The 15391-nt window shown below is 71.5% G+C and carries 13 protein-coding genes; 2 read left to right on the top strand and 11 right to left on the bottom strand.

All coding sequences use genetic code 11. From position 1 onward, the window contains the following. Nucleotides 1–112 precede the first annotated feature (112 nt). Nucleotides 113–1408 (top strand): PH domain-containing protein, encoded by a 1296-nt coding sequence (locus ACWD26_RS33315; RefSeq protein ID WP_451275731.1) that lies wholly within the window; start codon nucleotides 113–115, stop codon nucleotides 1406–1408. A 310-nt stretch (nucleotides 1409–1718) separates the two neighbouring features. Here ACWD26_RS33315 and ACWD26_RS33310 read toward each other — a convergent pair whose 3' ends face one another. After that, nucleotides 1719–3503: a hypothetical protein gene (locus ACWD26_RS33310; RefSeq protein ID WP_451275730.1), complete on the bottom strand. Its 1785-nt coding sequence runs from the start codon at nucleotides 3501–3503 to the stop codon at nucleotides 1719–1721. Between the two features lie 357 nt (nucleotides 3504–3860). After that, nucleotides 3861–4985 carry an alpha/beta hydrolase gene (locus ACWD26_RS33305; RefSeq protein ID WP_451275682.1) on the bottom strand — a complete coding sequence of 375 codons (1125 nt, stop codon included), beginning with the start codon at nucleotides 4983–4985 and terminating at the stop codon, nucleotides 3861–3863. A 354-nt stretch (nucleotides 4986–5339) separates the two neighbouring features. On the opposite strand from ACWD26_RS33305, the gene ACWD26_RS33300 reads away from it, so the two are divergent. Further along, complete coding sequence (locus ACWD26_RS33300; RefSeq protein ID WP_451275729.1) at nucleotides 5340–7121, top strand: phosphatidylglycerol lysyltransferase domain-containing protein; 1782 nt, start codon at nucleotides 5340–5342, stop codon at nucleotides 7119–7121. Between the two features lie 45 nt (nucleotides 7122–7166). Here ACWD26_RS33300 and ACWD26_RS33295 read toward each other — a convergent pair whose 3' ends face one another. The 9 genes from ACWD26_RS33295 to tilS all read right to left on the bottom strand — a co-directional run bounded on the left by ACWD26_RS33295 (nucleotide 7167) and on the right by tilS (nucleotide 15258). Beyond that, nucleotides 7167–7652, bottom strand: a complete 486-nt coding sequence (locus tag ACWD26_RS33295; RefSeq protein ID WP_451275681.1) for a DUF3180 domain-containing protein — start codon at nucleotides 7650–7652, stop codon at nucleotides 7167–7169. A 120-nt stretch (nucleotides 7653–7772) separates the two neighbouring features. Next, on the bottom strand, nucleotides 7773–8384 hold the full coding sequence (gene folK, locus ACWD26_RS33290) for a 2-amino-4-hydroxy-6-hydroxymethyldihydropteridine diphosphokinase (RefSeq protein ID WP_451275680.1): 612 nt from the start codon (nucleotides 8382–8384) through the stop codon (nucleotides 7773–7775). Continuing rightward, nucleotides 8381–8740: a dihydroneopterin aldolase gene (gene folB, locus ACWD26_RS33285; protein ID WP_451275679.1), complete on the bottom strand. Its 360-nt coding sequence runs from the start codon at nucleotides 8738–8740 to the stop codon at nucleotides 8381–8383. Before folB ends, folK begins: the two co-directional genes overlap by 4 nt. A gap of 269 nt (nucleotides 8741–9009) precedes the next feature. Continuing rightward, nucleotides 9010–9513 (bottom strand): nuclear transport factor 2 family protein, encoded by a 504-nt coding sequence (locus tag ACWD26_RS33280; RefSeq protein WP_451275678.1) that lies wholly within the window; start codon nucleotides 9511–9513, stop codon nucleotides 9010–9012. After that, nucleotides 9510–10376, bottom strand: coding sequence for a dihydropteroate synthase (gene folP, locus ACWD26_RS33275; RefSeq protein WP_451275677.1), 867 nt, complete (start codon nucleotides 10374–10376; stop codon nucleotides 9510–9512). Before folP ends, ACWD26_RS33280 begins: the two co-directional genes overlap by 4 nt. 60 nt (nucleotides 10377–10436) lie before the next feature. Then, the gene (gene folE, locus ACWD26_RS33270; RefSeq protein ID WP_184905107.1) at nucleotides 10437–11042 is read right to left on the bottom strand and encodes a GTP cyclohydrolase I FolE; all 606 of its coding nucleotides are present in this window, start codon (nucleotides 11040–11042) and stop codon (nucleotides 10437–10439) included. A gap of 178 nt (nucleotides 11043–11220) precedes the next feature. Next, nucleotides 11221–13236, bottom strand: coding sequence for an ATP-dependent zinc metalloprotease FtsH (gene ftsH, locus ACWD26_RS33265; protein WP_451275676.1), 2016 nt, complete (start codon nucleotides 13234–13236; stop codon nucleotides 11221–11223). A 201-nt stretch (nucleotides 13237–13437) separates the two neighbouring features. After that, nucleotides 13438–13998 carry a hypoxanthine phosphoribosyltransferase gene (gene hpt, locus ACWD26_RS33260; protein WP_451275728.1) on the bottom strand — a complete coding sequence of 187 codons (561 nt, stop codon included), beginning with the start codon at nucleotides 13996–13998 and terminating at the stop codon, nucleotides 13438–13440. 93 nt (nucleotides 13999–14091) lie between these two features. Beyond that, nucleotides 14092–15258: a tRNA lysidine(34) synthetase TilS gene (gene tilS / locus ACWD26_RS33255; protein WP_451275675.1), complete on the bottom strand. Its 1167-nt coding sequence runs from the start codon at nucleotides 15256–15258 to the stop codon at nucleotides 14092–14094. Between the last annotated feature and the right edge of the window lie 133 nt (nucleotides 15259–15391).

Here is a 15391-nt window from a genome sequence, read left to right as displayed (position 1 = left end):
GGCGGAGAGGACGAACGCGGCGGCCGACGGTGACGGGCCGGCGCCCCAGGCGGCCGACGGTGACGGATCGGGGCCCCAGGCCAGCGAGGGCGGGGCGGCCGGGAAGCCGGTCGTGGAGGTCGTGGAGCATCGGCTGCATCCGGTGACGCCGTTGCGGCGGGCCTGGGCGCCCGTCGCGGTGCTGATCGGGTGGGCCGTGCACGATCCGGACGGGGCGCAGCGGCAGCTCATGCGGCTCGACACGACGACCCTGCTGATAGCGCTCGCGGTGTTCGTCCCGGCCGCCGCCCTGTACGGCCTTCTGACCTGGTGGTTCACCCACTTCGCGGTGACCGACAGCGAACTGCGCATCCGTACCGGCCTGTTGTTCCGCCGTACCGCCCACATCCGCCTCGAACGCATCCAGGCCGTCGACGTCAACCGGCCGCTGCTGGCCCGGATCGCGGGCGTCGCCAAACTCAAACTCGATGTCGTCGGAACGGACAAGAAGGACGAGCTGGCCTACCTCGGCGAGGCCCACGCCACCGCCCTGCGGGCCGAACTCCTCGCCCGCGCCGCCGGTTTCGCCCCCGAGACCGCGCACGAGGTCGGGGAGGCGCCCGTGCGGGAGCTGCTGAAGGTCCCGGCGGGCGTGCTCGCCGTGTCGCTGGTGCTCACGGGCGCCACGTGGGGGACGTTGGTGGCGGCGGTCGTGGTGCCGTCCGTGCTGTGGTTCGCCACGGAGAGCGTGTGGACCGTCCTCGCGACCGGGCTGCCGCTGCTCGGCGCGGCCGGGGCGAGCAGTGTGGGGCGGTTCGTCGCGGAGTACGACTGGACGGTCGGCGAGTCCCCCGACGGGCTCCGCATCGACCACGGGCTCCTCGACCGGGCGCACGAGACGGTGCCGCCCGGGCGCGTGCAGACCGTACGCGTCGTCGAACCGCTGCTGTGGCGGCGGCGCGGCTGGGTGCGGGTCGAGCTGGACGTGGCCGGGTCCTCGAACTCCGTCCTCATGCCGGTCGCGCCGCGCGAGGTGGCCGAGGCGGTGATCGCGCGCGTGCTGCCGGGGGTGGCCGTGCCCGGCGCGGCGGATCTCGTACGGCCGCCGGGGCGGGCGCGGTGGTGCGTGCCGTTGTGGTGGCGTGGGTTCGGACTCGCCGTCAGCGACACGGTGTTCGTCGCGCGGCACGGGCTGCTGCGGCGGCGGGTCGACCTCGTGCCGCACGCGAAGGTGCAGAGCGTACGGCTGTCGCAGGGGCCCTGGGCGCGGTACAAGGGGCTCGCCGACGTCCACGTCGACACCGGGGCCAACAAGACCGTGACCGCGCGGCTGCGTGACGCGGGCGAGGCGGCGGAGCTGCTGCGGGCACAGGCGGAGCGGTCGCGGACGGGGCGGCGGGAAGCGCGGCCGGATCGGTGGATGGCGTAGCGGGAGGGCTGCCCTGCGGTGGGGTCCGCGGGGGTGGCCGGCAGTGGGTCGGGGGCCCGGCGGCTTCGGCTGGGCGGGGGTGGCCGGCAGTGGGCGGGCCCGGCGGCTTCGGCTGGGCGGGGGTGGGTTCGCTCACCGGCGCCGGCCGGGCGCCGCTGCGCCCACCCGTGCCGCCCCAGCGGCACGACTGCCCGCAGCTGTGCGGGCCGGGAGCAGCGGCGTGAGGTGGTGATGGACGACTGCCCGTGGCCGGCGTGCGGCCACGGGCAGTTTCGGGGTTGGTCGGGGTGACGGCCCTCAGGCCCGGCGGTTACGACGCGGCCGTGCGCAGGCTCTGTACGTCGATCTGTTCCGTCTCGTCGTAGGCCGTGAGGTCGATGACCTGGCCGATCGCGCGGGACGTTTCGTCGGCGTGCTTGAACCGGGCCTCGGACTCGGCCTTGTGCAGCGCGAGGGCCTCCTGGCCGACCACGTCGGCGAGGTCCTCGTTCTGCACGGCCTCCAGCGCGTCCGCCCCCTTCTGCGTACCGAAGAAGTCGAACCCGCCCTCGACAGCCGTGCGCCGCTGCGGCGCGGCCGGTACGACGGCCACGGCGGTGGGCACCGTGAAGTGACCGGCGGGCGGCAGGGCCGGCAGCGCGGGCAACGCCGCCGCAGCGGCCTGCTCCGCCCGCTCCCCACGCTCTCCGCGCTCGACCCGCGCCGACGGCTCCACCCTCGTCAGCTCCTCCACCCGCGTCGGGTCCGCCGCCCGCCCCGACCGTGCCGGAGCGGAAGCCGCGCGTACGGGCTCGGCGGCCGCGCGCTCATGCGCGCCGACCGCCACGGACTTCCCCGTCGCGTCGTCCTCCTCGGCGGTGAGCACCGGAACCGGCTCCTCCGCCGCCTCGGCGGAACGTCCCTGCCGAGTACCACCATCGGTCGGCCCGTCCGGGTCACCCTTGGGGGAAGGGCCCCTGGGAGAACCGCCCTTCGCCGCCGCCCCTTCCTTGGCGGTCACAGCGGCGGAGTCGTCGGCGTGCTCGTCGGTGACCGCTTCTGCGGACTCGTCAGCGGCCGCACCGCTGGGCCCGTCCGCGGGGGCGTCGACGGAAGCGGGCCTCTCCGTGGACTCACCCTCGGCCTCGGCCTCGGAAGCGTCCGCCTCCTCGGTCACGGCGACTTCGGCCTCCCCGTCGACTGCGGCCTCCCCATCGACCTCGGCTTCTCCATCGACCTCGGCCTCGGCTTCCACGTCCGCCTTGGCTTCGGCCTCCGCGTCGCTGTCGACTTCGGCGTCGGCTTCCGTGTCGGCGTCGACCTCGCCCTCGACGTCGGCCTCAGCCTCAGCCTCAGCCTCGTCCGCAGCAGCCGCACCCTCACCCGGCCCCTCCACCGAGGAGTCTCGCTGGGTGATGATCCGGTCCAACGCCGAGTTCGCGCGCAGGAAGAGCGCGGAACCGGCCGGCGAGAACACCCCGGGGGCGGGCGTCTTCGCCTCGGCGTCCGCCTCCTCGCCCTCGACCTCGCCGTCGGCCTCCGCATCCACCCCGGCGCCGGCCGAGGCAGCCACAGCCCCGGACTTCGCCGCCTTGGACGCGACCTCCCACGAGGCCCAGGGCGACCCCGCGGCGGGAACCCCCTGCGGCGGCACCGGCGAAGCCTGACCCGCCGCACCGGCCTTGCCACCGTCACCCGCACCCGCACCCGCACCGGCGTCCGCGTCGGCCGCCGGCAGCGCCCGCGCCCCCTCGGGAGCGGTCGCCTCGATCTCCAGCAGGCGGCGGCCCTCCAGGGCGCTGGCCCGCTCGGTCTCGGCGGTGGCGTAGCGGCGGAGCAGCGCGGCGTGCTCGTTGCGGAGGTTCGCGAGTTCGGTGCGCTTGGCACGGAGCTTGTGCTCCAGCTTGGTGCGCAGCTCGCGGGACTCGTCGAGGTCGGTCTCCAGTTCGGCGACCTTCTCCTCGTGACGCCACTCGTCGCTCGCACGCGCGCGCGTGAGGTCGGCGACCCGTTTGCCCGCCTCGACGTCCCAGCGGCGCATGACCGCCGCACCCACGGCAGCGGTCGCCGCGGCGACGGCGGCGGTGACCCGGAGCACCGCCGGCTCGGAGAACATCCAGGGCCCGAGGGCGCAGACGAGCGAGACGCCTGCGATCGCCGTGGGGGGCAGCAGCCTGTGCAGAGGCGGTGAATGGCGGTGACGTCCACGTGGCATGGCCAGAAACTTACCGCGCGTAGGCGAATGATGGTGCCCCGGGCCGTAAAAACTCAGCCGCCCCTTAACCTCTCACAAGCCCTCACAAGCTCCCTCACCGCCGGCGCGCCAATGCGCCCACCGGCGACTCCTCTACTGGATCAACCCCGTTGAATCCAGATACGCCTTGGCCACATCTGCCTCTATCCCCCGCCGGGCAATTCGACGAATTGCCGAACCCGTGGCCGACTCGCCACCGACGCGTGACCTGCCGGCCCTTCACCGGTCGCTCAACCGCCCGCTGATCCACTGCAGCGTCGCCGGTATCTCCCGCCGCCATGTGTTGAAGTTGTGTCCGCCGCTGTCGAGGATGATCGACGAGATCCGTGTCGGCTGCTTCGCCTTCACCAACTCGATGAACTCCGTCGTGGCCTTGTAGTTGGTCTCCCCCTGTTTGCTGCTGGTGACCAGCAGAGAGGTGTCCGGCGCCGGTCGGTGCCTCAGATACCAGAACAGGTCGGCCTCGTTCCGGAGGGTCTTGTTCCCCTGGAAGAGATCGCCGGTCGTCGCGTCGATCGGTGCCTTGTAGTAGGGCGAGAGGCCCGCGCCGGCGGCGTACACCTTCGGGTGGTGGACGGCGAGTTTCAGCGCGCAGTAGCCGCCGGTGGAATCGCCGATGATGCCCCAACTCCCCGGCTTCTTACCGACCCTGTAGTGGTGGCCCACGGCGTCCGGCAGGTCCTTGGCGAAGAACGACTCGGTCTGCGGTCCACCGGGGATGTCCACGCACTCGGTGTCGCGCGGCGGAGCCACCGTCGGCCGCAGCATGACCAGGATCATCGGCTGCGCCTTGCCGTCCCGCGCCAACTTGTGGGCCGTCTGCGGGAAGTGGAGGCCCTTGATGAGCGCCTCGGCGGTGCCCGGGTAGCCGGTGAGGACGACGGCGGCGGGGAAGGTGCGGGTGCGGTACTGGGGCTGGAAGTACTCCGGTGGCAGGTACACGTACGCCGGGCTGGCGATCCGGCTCGTACGGCCGACGATCTCGACCTTCTGGATCTGGCCGCCGACCGTGGGGCGGGCCCCGCCGGCCACGTTCACCTGCTGGGTGTCGACGACCCGCAACGGCCCGCCGGTGTCGGCGCCGTCGTGGTCGACGACCACGCCCTGACCCGTCTCCTGGCCGAGGAGGTCGGCCCAGCTGGCGTAGAACCCGAAGGCCTGGTTCGCGCCGAGGCCGACCGACGCGAAGAGGGCGACCTGTGTGGCCAGCAGCACGCCGATCCGTCCGGCGACGGCCCGCCAGCCCCGGCGGGCCAGCCGGGGCCACAGCCACACCGTGCCGATGAACAGCAGCACGGCGGACAGGACCGCCAACGCCAGCACCTTGTTGCTCGTAAGACCCATCGGGTTGTCTCCCGCCGCCCTTTCTTTCCTTGTCTTTCCTTGCCTTTTGGTTCAGCTTTCCGCTGGAGAGTGAACCTCCGTCGGCAAGGCGTCGTCCTAGAGGGCGCAATGTCGCCGGATGCCGGAAAGGCACCGGATCCAAGCTCTCTCGCGGAACTACGGGATGCGATGTCTGTCAGGACAGATGGGGAAAAGTCGGGTGGGGTTCCGGTCCGGTCGGACCGGAACCCGCCGGACGCCGACCAGCGCGTGAACGGCGCGACGCGCGGCAAGACGAGTAACAGCACGACGACCAGCGGCACGACGACCAGCGGCACGACGCACAGTGCGACGCGCCGCACGAGGACCAGCGCCCTGCGCGGCGTGCTGCGCGGGCCGCGCCCCGAGGCCGTGCCCGCACTGGTGGCCAGGGCCTGCACGCTCGTCGGGCTCGTGGACATCGCCGCGGGTGTGTTCCCCCGGTTCCGGAACAGCCGTATGCACGCGCTGGCGGAGGTGCTGCCCGGCGCGCTCGGCCCGTTCGCGGCGGCCCTCTCCCTGAGCGCCGGCGTCCTGCTGCTCCTGCTCGCCCACGGTCTGCGCCGGCGCAAGCGGCGGGCCTGGCGCGCGGCCGTGATCCTGCTGCCGGCCGGGGCGATCGCCCAGTTCACCTACCGTCACTCACTCATCGGCGTCCTCGTCTCCCTCGCGCTGCTGATCCCGCTGCTGCGCCACCGCGACGAGTTCCGCGCCCTGCCCGACCCGACCAGCCGCTGGCGGGCGCTCGCCAACTTCATGCTGATGGGTGCCGGTTCGATCGTCCTCGGCCTGGTCGTCGTCAGCGCCCACCCCGGCCGTATGGTCGGCGACCCGAGCCTGGCGGCCCGCCTCGAACACGTCATCTACGGCCTGTTCGGCTTCGAGGGCCCGGTCGGCTACGCCGGCGACACGTCCTGGACGGTGGCCTTCTCCCTCGGCGCCCTCGGTCTGCTGACCGCCATCACCACCATCTACCTGGCCTTCCGCCCCGAGCACCCGGCCGCCCGCCTCACCGACGACGACGAGGTACGGCTGCGCGCCCTGCTGGAGAAGCACGGCGCCCGCGACTCCCTCGGCCACTTCGCGCTCCGCCGCGACAAGGCGGTCGTCTTCTCGCCGAGCGGCAAGGCGGCGGTGACGTACCGCGTCGTCTCCGGCGTGATGCTCGCCAGCGGCGACCCGATCGGCGACGTCGAGGCCTGGCCCGGCGCGATCGAGCGCTTCATGGACGAGGCGAAGGCCCACTCCTGGACCCCGGCCGTCATGGGCTGCTCGGAGACGGGCGCCGAGGTGTGGACCCGCGAGACCGGCCTCGACGCCCTCGAACTGGGCGACGAGGCGGTGGTGGACGTCGCGGATTTCTCCCTCACCGGACGCGCGATGCGCAACGTGCGTCAAATGGTGAAGCGCATCGAGCGGCTCGGTTACGAGACCCGGGTACGACGCGTCCGTGACCTCGGCGAGGCGGAGCTGGACCGGATCCGCCGCGCCGCCGAGGACTGGCGCGGCACCGACACCGAGCGCGGGTTCTCCATGGCGCTCGGCCGCGTCGGCGACCCCGCCGACGGGGACTGCCTGATAGCCACGGCCCACAAGGCGGACGAGGTCCCGGGCCCGTACGGCGACCTCAAGGCCGTACTGCACTTCGTGCCCTGGGGGCCGGACGGCGCCTCCCTGGACCTGATGCGCCGCGACCGCTCCGCCGACCCCGGCATGAACGAACTCCTCATCGTCGCGGCCCTCCAGGCGGCCCCCCGCCTGGGTGTCAAGCAGGTCTCCCTGAACTTCGCGATGTTCCGCTCGGCCCTGGCCCGGGGCGAGAAGATCGGCGCGGGCCCGGTGCTGCGTGCCTGGCGCGGGCTGCTGGTCTTCCTCTCCCGCTGGTTCCAGATCGAGTCGCTGTACAAGTTCAACGCCAAGTTCCGCCCCCGCTGGGAGCCCCGCTTCGTCGTCTACGCCGCCTCACGCGACCTGCCCCGCATAGGCCTCGCCGCCATGCAGGCCGAGGGCTTCGTCAACCTCGCCCTGCCCCGCCTGCTGCGCCGCCGCGCGAAGGCTCCGGCCCCCTGCGCCCATGCGGTGCGCTCCGCGGAACACTCGGCGCGCGGCGCCGCGTGAACGGTCCGGCCCGCCCACGGCGGGCCGGACGCCTCGCGCCCGGGGCTACGCCGCCCGCGCCGCCCCGCCGTTCGTGTCGTCGTCCTCCGGGAGTTTGCAGACGCGCTCCAGGAAGAAGGCGGCCACTATGACGGCGATGCCCGCGAGGACGGAGAAGCCGGCGTAGATGGCCTGGTCGCGGCGGGCGGGGATCTCCAGGGACTCCAGGAGGAAGGCGCCGACGCCGCCGTACATGCCGGAGACGAGGGCGGCGACGAGGGCACTGGCCTGGCCGAAGACGACCGCGCGGGCGGCCATCAGGGGGTCGACGCCCTTGGCGTCGGGCCGGCGCTCCCGCTGGGCCTTGAGCCGGCTGCGGATGGACAGCGCGGTGGCCGTCAGGACGGTGGCGATCAGGGCGAGCACGATGGGGGCGGCCAGCGGGACGCTCGGCAGCGTGCCCACCGAGTTCCACAGCCGGGCCCCGGCCCAGGACAGCACCCCCGCCACGACGAACACCGCGGCCAGCGTCCTGATGCGCAGCTCTTTCACGATGCCCCTTCGACGAGCCCGATGGTCCACGGACGCCGGGATCCGCGGGACCGGGTGGTCGGCCCGGCCGGGGGTCCCGACGGCGTCGGGTGATGATCCCGACCCGGTAGACCTTAACGACTACTCGGGCAGCTGGAGTTCCAGGTCGGCGCGGGGCGCCACGCCGTCGCGGGTGATGCCGTCGAGGAGCAGGGCGACCGGGCCTCGGCCGGCGAGCTGCGCCTCCGGCTCCACGTCGTGCCACGGGGCGAGGACGAACGCCCGCTCGTGCGCGCGCGGATGCGGCAGCGTCAGCGCCGGGTCGTCGGAGACCACGTCCGCGTACGCGACGATGTCGACGTCGAGCGTGCGCGGCCCCCAGCGCTCGTCCCGGACCCGGTGGAAGGCCTCCTCGACCGCCTGCGCCCGCTCCAGCAGCGAGGAGGGCGGCAGCGTCGTCTTCAGGACCACGACCGCGTTGAAGTACGACGGCTGGCTGCCCGGCGCCACACCCCACGGCTCGGTCTCGTACACCGGCGACACGGCCTTGATGCGGACGCCCGGGGTGTCCTCCAGCGCGTCGATGGCGCCCTGGAGGTTCTCCAGGCGGTTGCCCAGGTTCGAGCCGAGGGAGATCACCGCCCGGCGGGGGTTGTGCAGGGTCGTGTCGGCCTCGTCCACCTTCTGCACGACGGAGGCGGGCACCGGCTGTACGGTCGGGTCGCTCTGACCCTCGGTGAAGAACGCGGTCATACTCGGCTCCGGGTGATGGTGACGGTCACGTCGTCGAAGGGGACCGTGATCGGCGCGTTCGGCTTGTGGACGCTGACCTCGACCTCCTCGACCCCCTCGTGTTTCAGGCATGCCTGGGCGATGCGCTCGGCGAGCGTCTCGATGAGGTTCACCGGCTCGCCCTCGACGATGCCGACGACCTCCTCCGCCACGATCCCGTAGTGCACGGTCTTCGCCAGGTCGTCGTCGGCCGCGGCCGGCCGGGTGTCCAGACCCAGCGTGAGGTCCACCACGAAGGTCTGGCCCTCCTCGCGCTCATGCGGGAACACCCCGTGGTACCCACGGGCCCTGAGGCCGCGCAGCGCGACACGATCCACGCGAATCACTCCTGCAATCGTCGGTGACGACCCTGCGGTCGTCGGTGACGGCCGATGTCCTGCGGGTGCGGTCGGCACACCGGCCACACCCGAATCTACCTGCGGGCACCGACAGCGCTCCCCCACGGACGCTCGGGTCCCCCCTCGTACAGACAGGGTTCATCGAGCGTTTCCCCGAGGGAACACGACGGCTCACGGGTCGGAAGCCGCCCATACCCGCGGTCCCGTGTTCCCAATCACCTCCTGGCCCGTGAGGACCGCCTGCCCACTCAGGAAGGTGACTCCTCGCCTTCGTCGTCGTCGGATTCGGTCAGCACGGGAGAGCCGTGGTGCGACCAGAGCTTCCAGCCGTCGGATGTGCGACGGAACACATTCGTGGCGACCACCAGTTGGCCCACGAGCGGCCCCAGCTCGTCACTGCCGTCCGGTGCCGGACCGCCGCTGAGGATGTTCTCGGTGCAGGTGACGAGCGCGGTGTCCCCGGTGACCGACACATGCACGTCGGTGAGGAAGAACTGGATGTACTCCGTGTTCGCCATGATCAGCGCGTACGACCGCAGCACCTCGCCGCGCCCGGTGAGGACCGGCCAGCCGGGGTGCACGCAGGAGATCACGCCGGCCTCGGCGGGGTCGTGGTACTCCTCGTCCACGCCCACGTCGGCGGGGACCAGCCAGAGCGAGGAGAGCGTCTCGAAGTCGCCCTGTTCCATCGCCTCGTAGAAGGCGCGGTTGGCGAGTTCGACCTGTTCGACGTCGGTGTGGGGAGCGCTCACCGCTCCCGGGCCCCTTCGATGGCGCGGGTCACCCGGACCGCGTCGGCGGTGGCGCGGACCTCGTGCACCCGGACCGCCCAGGCGCCCTGCTGGGCGGCGAGGGCGGACACGGCGGCCGTCGCGGCGTCCCGTTCGCGGGCGGGCGGCGGGGAGCCCTCCGGGCCCGCCAGGACCCGGCCGAGGAACCTCTTGCGGGAGGCGGCGACCAGCAGGGGGTGACCGAGGCCGTGCAGTCGTTCGAGGTGGGCGAGGAGGACGAGGTCGTGCTCGGCGTCCTTGGAGAAGCCGAGGCCCGGGTCGACGATGACGCGGTCCGCCGCGACACCGCCCTCCACAACCGCCTCCACGCGCGCGCGCAGTTCGTCCAGGACCTCGGCGACGACGTCCTCGTAGACGCCCTTGACGTTGCCGCCCTGGAGGAAGCCGCGCCAGTGCATCACCACGAAGGGGGCGCCCGCGTCGGCGACGACCGGGACCATCGCGGGGTCGGCGAGGCCGCCGCTGACGTCGTTGACGAGGGCGGCACCGGCAGCGAGGGCCCGCTCGGCGACGGAGGCGCGCACGGTGTCCACGGAGACGGTGACGCCCTCGGAGGCCAGTCCCCGCACGACCGGGACGACCCGGCGCAGTTCCTCCGCCTCGTCGACGCGGACGGCACCGGGACGGGTCGACTCACCGCCCACGTCCACCAGGTCCGCGCCCTCCCCCACCATGTCCAGTCCGTGCTTCACGGCCGCCGTGGTGTCGAACCAGCGGCCGCCGTCGGAGAACGAGTCCGGGGTGACATTGACGACACCCATCACCGCGCAACGGTCCCACTCGGGCATTCCGGCGACATGCCCACGCCGGTTCTGCTTGCTCATGCGTAAAGCCTAGGCCCCCGGCACCGGCCGTGTTCCGCCGCTCCCGGCACCGGGGAACGGTCAGTGGGCCATGATGAGGCTCATCGCCTCGTTGCGGGTGGCCGCGTCCCGGAGCTGGCCGCGCACCGCCGACGTTATGGTCTTCGCGCCGGGCTTGCGGATGCCCCGCATCGACATGCACATGTGCTCGCACTCCACGACCACGATCACGCCGCGCGGCTCCAGGATCTCCATCAGCGAGTCGGCGATCTGCGTCGTCATCCGCTCCTGCACCTGCGGGCGCCGGGCATAGACGTCCACGAGCCGCGCCAGCTTCGACAGGCCGGTGATCTTGCCGCTGGTGGACGGGATGTACCCGACATGGGCGACGCCCCTGAACGGCACCAGATGATGTTCACAGGTGCTGTACACCTCGATGTCCTTCACCAGCACCATCTCGTCGTGACCGAGGTCGAACGTCGTGGTCAGCACGTCCTCCGGCTGCTGCCACAGCCCCGCGAAGATCTCCCGGTACGCCCGCGCCACCCGCGCCGGCGTCTCCCTCAGCCCCTCCCGGTCCGGGTCCTCACCGACCGCGATCAGCAGCTCCCGTACGGCGTTCTCGGCGCGCTTCTCGTCGAACTCGCCGATGGTGCCCTCGCCGTCCAGCGTCACGGGGTCGGTCATGTCGTGCCTCGATCCTGAGCCTGCGACGCGTACGGGTTACGCGTCTCATCTTTCGGCCATACGAAAATGCCGCGCCCCCAGGCTAAATCCAGGGGGGCGCGGCATCCATTCCGGTCCTGATGAGGCGGCCGGGGCCGGGAGCCGGGGCTTCCGGTGGCCGGTTCTCACCGGGTGGGCGTCAGCTCTCCGGACTCTCCTCCGGCGTCACCTCGACCGGCGCCTTGGCGGTGATCGACGGCGTCGCGCCGTTGGCGCCGTTCGTCAGTGCGAGCTCCTTCGGGGAGAGCACCGGCGGACGGGTGGAGGGCGTGCGGCGGGAGGAGCCGGTCCAGGCGGGCCGGGGCGGACGCTTGACGATGGGGGCGAAGATCTCGGCGATCTCCTCCTTGCCCAGCGTCTCCTTCTCCAGCAGCTGAAGCACCAGGTTGTCGAGGACGTCGCGGTTCTCGACCAGGATCTCCCAGGCCTCGTTGTGCGCGTTCTCGATGAGCTTCTTGACTTCCTCGTCCACGAGCGCGGCGACCTCTTCCGAGTAGTCGCGCTGGTGAGCCATCTCACGTCCGAGGAACGGCTCGCTGTTGTCGCCGCCGAACTTGATGGCGCCGAGACGCTCGGTCATGCCGTACTGCGTGACCATCGCGCGGGCCAGGTTGGTGGCCTTCTCGATGTCGTTCGAGGCGCCCGTGGTCGGGTCGTGGAAGACCAGTTCCTCGGCGGCGCGGCCACCCATCATGTAGCCGAGCTGGTCGAGCATCTCGTTACGGGTGGTCGAGTACTTGTCCTCGTCCGGCAGGACCATCGTGTAGCCGAGGGCACGGCCTCTCGACAGGATCGTGATCTTGTGGACCGGGTCGGAGTTCGGCGAGGCCGCCGCGACCAGGGCGTGTCCGCCCTCGTGGTACGCGGTGATCTTCTTCTCCTTGTCCGACATGATCCGGGTCCGCTTCTGCGGGCCCGCGACCACACGGTCGATCGCCTCGTCCAACATGTGGTTGTCGATCAGCTTGCGGTCGCTGCGGGCCGTCAGGAGCGCGGCCTCGTTCAGGACGTTGGACAGATCGGCACCCGTCATGCCGGGGGTGCGGCGGGCGACGGCGGACAGGTCGACGTCGGGCGCGACCGGCTTGCCCTTCTGGTGGACCTTCAGGATCTCCAGACGGCCCTGCATGTCCGGGCGGTCGACGGCGATCTGGCGGTCGAAGCGGCCCGGACGCAGCAGCGCCGGGTCGAGGATGTCCGGGCGGTTCGTCGCGGCGATGAGGATCACACCGCCCTTGACGTCGAAGCCGTCCATCTCGACGAGCAGCTGGTTCAGCGTCTGCTCGCGCTCGTCGTGACCACCGCCGAGGCCGGCGCCGCGGTGGCGGCCGACCGCGTCGATCTCGTCGACGAAGACGATCGCCGGGGCGTTCGCCTTGGCCTGCTCGAAGAGGTCACGGACCCGGGAGGCACCGACACCGACGAACATCTCGACGAAGTCGGAACCGGAGATCGAGTAGAAGGGGACGCCCGCCTCGCCGGCGACGGCGCGCGCGAGCAGCGTCTTGCCCGTTCCGGGCGGGCCGTAGAGCAGCACACCCTTGGGGATCTTGGCGCCCACGGCCTGGAACTTGGCGGGCTCCTGCAGGAACTCCTTGATCTCGTGGAGCTCCTCGACGGCCTCGTCCGCGCCCGCGACGTCCGCGAACGTCGTCTTCGGGGTGTCCTTGGTGATGAGCTTGGCCTTGGACTTCCCGAAGTTCATGACCCGGGAGCCGCCGCCCTGCATCTGGTTCATCAGGAACAGGAAGACGACCACGATGAGGACGAAGGGGAGCAGAGACAGCAGGATGCCGACGAAAGCGTTCTGCTTGGTCGGGGAGACCGTGTAGCCGTCGGGGATCTGCTTGTTCTGGAACTTGTCCTGCAGGGTGTTGGCGAGGGTGACGCCCTGGTCGCCGATGTAGCTCGCCTGGATCTTCGAGCTGTCCTCGATCTTCTGGCCGTCCTTGAGCTGAACCTTGATGGTCGACTCTTCGCCGGTGGTCAGCTTGGCTTCTTTGACCTTGTTGTCATTGATCGCCTGGACGACCTGGCCGGTGTCCACCGTCTTGTAGCCGCCGGACGAGCCGACGACCTGCATCAACACGACCACGGCAAGGACGGCCAGCACGATCCACATGACTGGCCCACGGAAGTATCGCTTCACGTCCATCCATACGGAGCGGTGTCGCCCCGTCCCTCCTGCCATAGTGAGTTTGATAAAAGACTGTTCTTCGGACGGTACCCCAGCATTGGCACCCGAAGCCGCAGGGGACCGATGGCAATACCGTCCTCGCATGCTCCAACGGCGCGAAACCCGCTGGGGTTCCCGGGCGTCTTACACAGACTGGCCCGTCCTCGTGAGGACGGGGGCTCAGCCGCCGTAGACGTGGGGCGCGAGCGTACCGACGAACGGAAGGTTGCGGTACTTCTCGGCGTAGTCGAGGCCGTAGCCCACGACGAACTCGTTGGGAATGTCGAAGCCGACCCACTCCACGTCGATGGCGACCTTGGCGGCGTCGGGCTTGCGCAGCAGTGTGCAGATCTTCAGCGACTCGGGCTCGCGGGAGCCCAGGTTGGAGATCAGCCAGGACAGGGTCAGGCCCGAGTCGATGATGTCCTCGACGATCAGGACGTGCTTGCCCTTGATGTCGGTGTCGAGGTCCTTGAGGATCCGCACCACACCGGAGGACTGGGTGCCCGCGCCGTAGGAGGACACGGCCATCCAGTCCATGGTGACCGGGGTGGACAGCGCCCGGGCGAGGTCCGCCATGACCATCACCGCGCCCTTGAGGACTCCGACGATGAGCAGGTCCTTGCCCGCGTACTCCGTGTCGATCTTCGCGGCCAGCTCCGCCAGCTTCGCGTCGATCTCTTCCTTTGTGATGAGTACCTCTTTGAGGTCGGCACCCATGTCTTTCGCGTCCACCCGCATCACTTTCGGTCGGTCGTCCCAGGGCCGCTCCCGGACGCCCGTCCCGTTCGAGGGGGCCGGGGCCCGTGTGAGGGGCCCCGTCGGCGTCCGGTTTCAGCCTTGCCGAATCACCAGTCTGCCACCCTGCCGCTGGGCGACGACCCGGCCGGGGAGATTGATGGCCCCCTGACCGCGCCAGCCGGTGATGAGACGGTCGACCTCCTCGATGTGCCGGGCGAAGAGGGAACCCGCCGGGGCACCGGCCTCGATGGCGGCGCGGCGCAGGATGCGGCGGCGTACGGCGGGCGGCAGGGCATAGAGCTTGGCGCACTCCAGCAGGCCCGCGGCGTCGCGGACGGACGCCTCGGCCTGGCGGGCCCAGGTGTCGAGGGCGTCGGCGTCGTCACGGGAGAGCTGGGCCGTACGGGCCAGGGCCTCGACGACGCCCTTGCCGAGCGCCTTCTCCAGGGCGGGCAGGCCCTCGTGCCGGAGCCGGGAGCGGGTGTAGGCCGGGTCGGCGTTGTGGGGGTCGTCCCAGACGGGCAGCGACTGGGCCATGCAGGCCTTGCGGGCGGTCTGCCGGTCGAGCTGGAGGAAGGGGCGGCGGTAGCGGCCGTCGGCCCCCGAGACCGCGGCCATGCCGGACAGGGAGCGGATGCCGGAGCCGCGGGCGAGGCCGAGCAGGACGGTTTCGGCCTGGTCGTCGCGGGTGTGGCCGAGGAGGACGGCGATGGCTCCGTGGCGTTCCAGGGCGGCGTCCAGGGCGGTGTAGCGGGCGTCACGGGCGGCTGCCTCGGGGCCGCCCTCGCGGCCGACGGTCACGGCGACGGACTCGACCGGGTCGAGGCCGAGTTCCCTCAGGCGCAGTGCGACTTCCTCGGCGCGCAGATCGGAGCCGGGCTGCAGTCCGTGGTCGACGGTGATGCCACCGGCGCGGACGCCGAGCTTGGGCGCCTCGAAGGCGAGGGCGGAGGCGAGCGCCATGGAGTCGGCGCCGCCGGAGCACGCCACGAGCACGAGCGGCTGCCCCTCGGCGGCGGTCTCCGCGCGCGCGGAGACGCTGAGCGTGGTTCTGGGGGGCGCGGCCGCCGAGGGCACGGCCGCGGGGGGTACGGCCGTGGGGGGCGCGGGCACCGGTTGTGCGCTCGTGAGCGAGGGCGCGCCGGGGGTCGCGTGGGCGGGCGCGTCCAGGGTGGTGTTCGTGTGGTGTTCGGTGAGGAGGTCGTGGAGTACGCGGCGGACCGCCAGGCGTATCGCCGCGACCGCGGGGTGGGGACCCATGTCCGGTTCCCTTCATGAAATTGTCGGGAGGTGAGCCCGAGCTCGGTCACTCAGAGTGTGTAGATGGTGACAGAACCGGGCCGTTCCCCGAGCATTGCACGCCTACCCATGGCTCACGGTCCCTCGGACGGGT

This window comes from Streptomyces sp. NPDC002787 (assembly GCF_053592095.1).
Note: the sequence above shows the minus strand (reverse complement) of the source record. Positions and strands in the feature narration are given on the sequence as shown.

Excerpts from the sequence above, each read along its gene's own strand:
- ACWD26_RS33310 (WP_451275730.1), bottom strand. The coding sequence starts at position 3,503 with ATGTTCTCCGAGCCGGCGGTGCTCCGGGTCACCGCCGCCGTCGCCGCG.
- ACWD26_RS33305 (WP_451275682.1), bottom strand. The coding sequence starts at position 4,985 with ATGGGTCTTACGAGCAACAAGGTGCTGGCGTTGGCGGTCCTGTCCGCC.
- folK (WP_451275680.1), bottom strand. The coding sequence starts at position 8,384 with ATGACCGCGTTCTTCACCGAGGGTCAGAGCGACCCGACCGTACAGCCG.
- folP (WP_451275677.1), bottom strand. The coding sequence starts at position 10,376 with ATGAGCAAGCAGAACCGGCGTGGGCATGTCGCCGGAATGCCCGAGTGG.
- folE (WP_184905107.1), bottom strand. The coding sequence starts at position 11,042 with ATGACCGACCCCGTGACGCTGGACGGCGAGGGCACCATCGGCGAGTTC.
- ftsH (WP_451275676.1), bottom strand. The coding sequence starts at position 13,236 with ATGGACGTGAAGCGATACTTCCGTGGGCCAGTCATGTGGATCGTGCTG.
- hpt (WP_451275728.1), bottom strand. The coding sequence starts at position 13,998 with ATGCGGGTGGACGCGAAAGACATGGGTGCCGACCTCAAAGAGGTACTC.
- tilS (WP_451275675.1), bottom strand. The coding sequence starts at position 15,258 with ATGGGTCCCCACCCCGCGGTCGCGGCGATACGCCTGGCGGTCCGCCGC.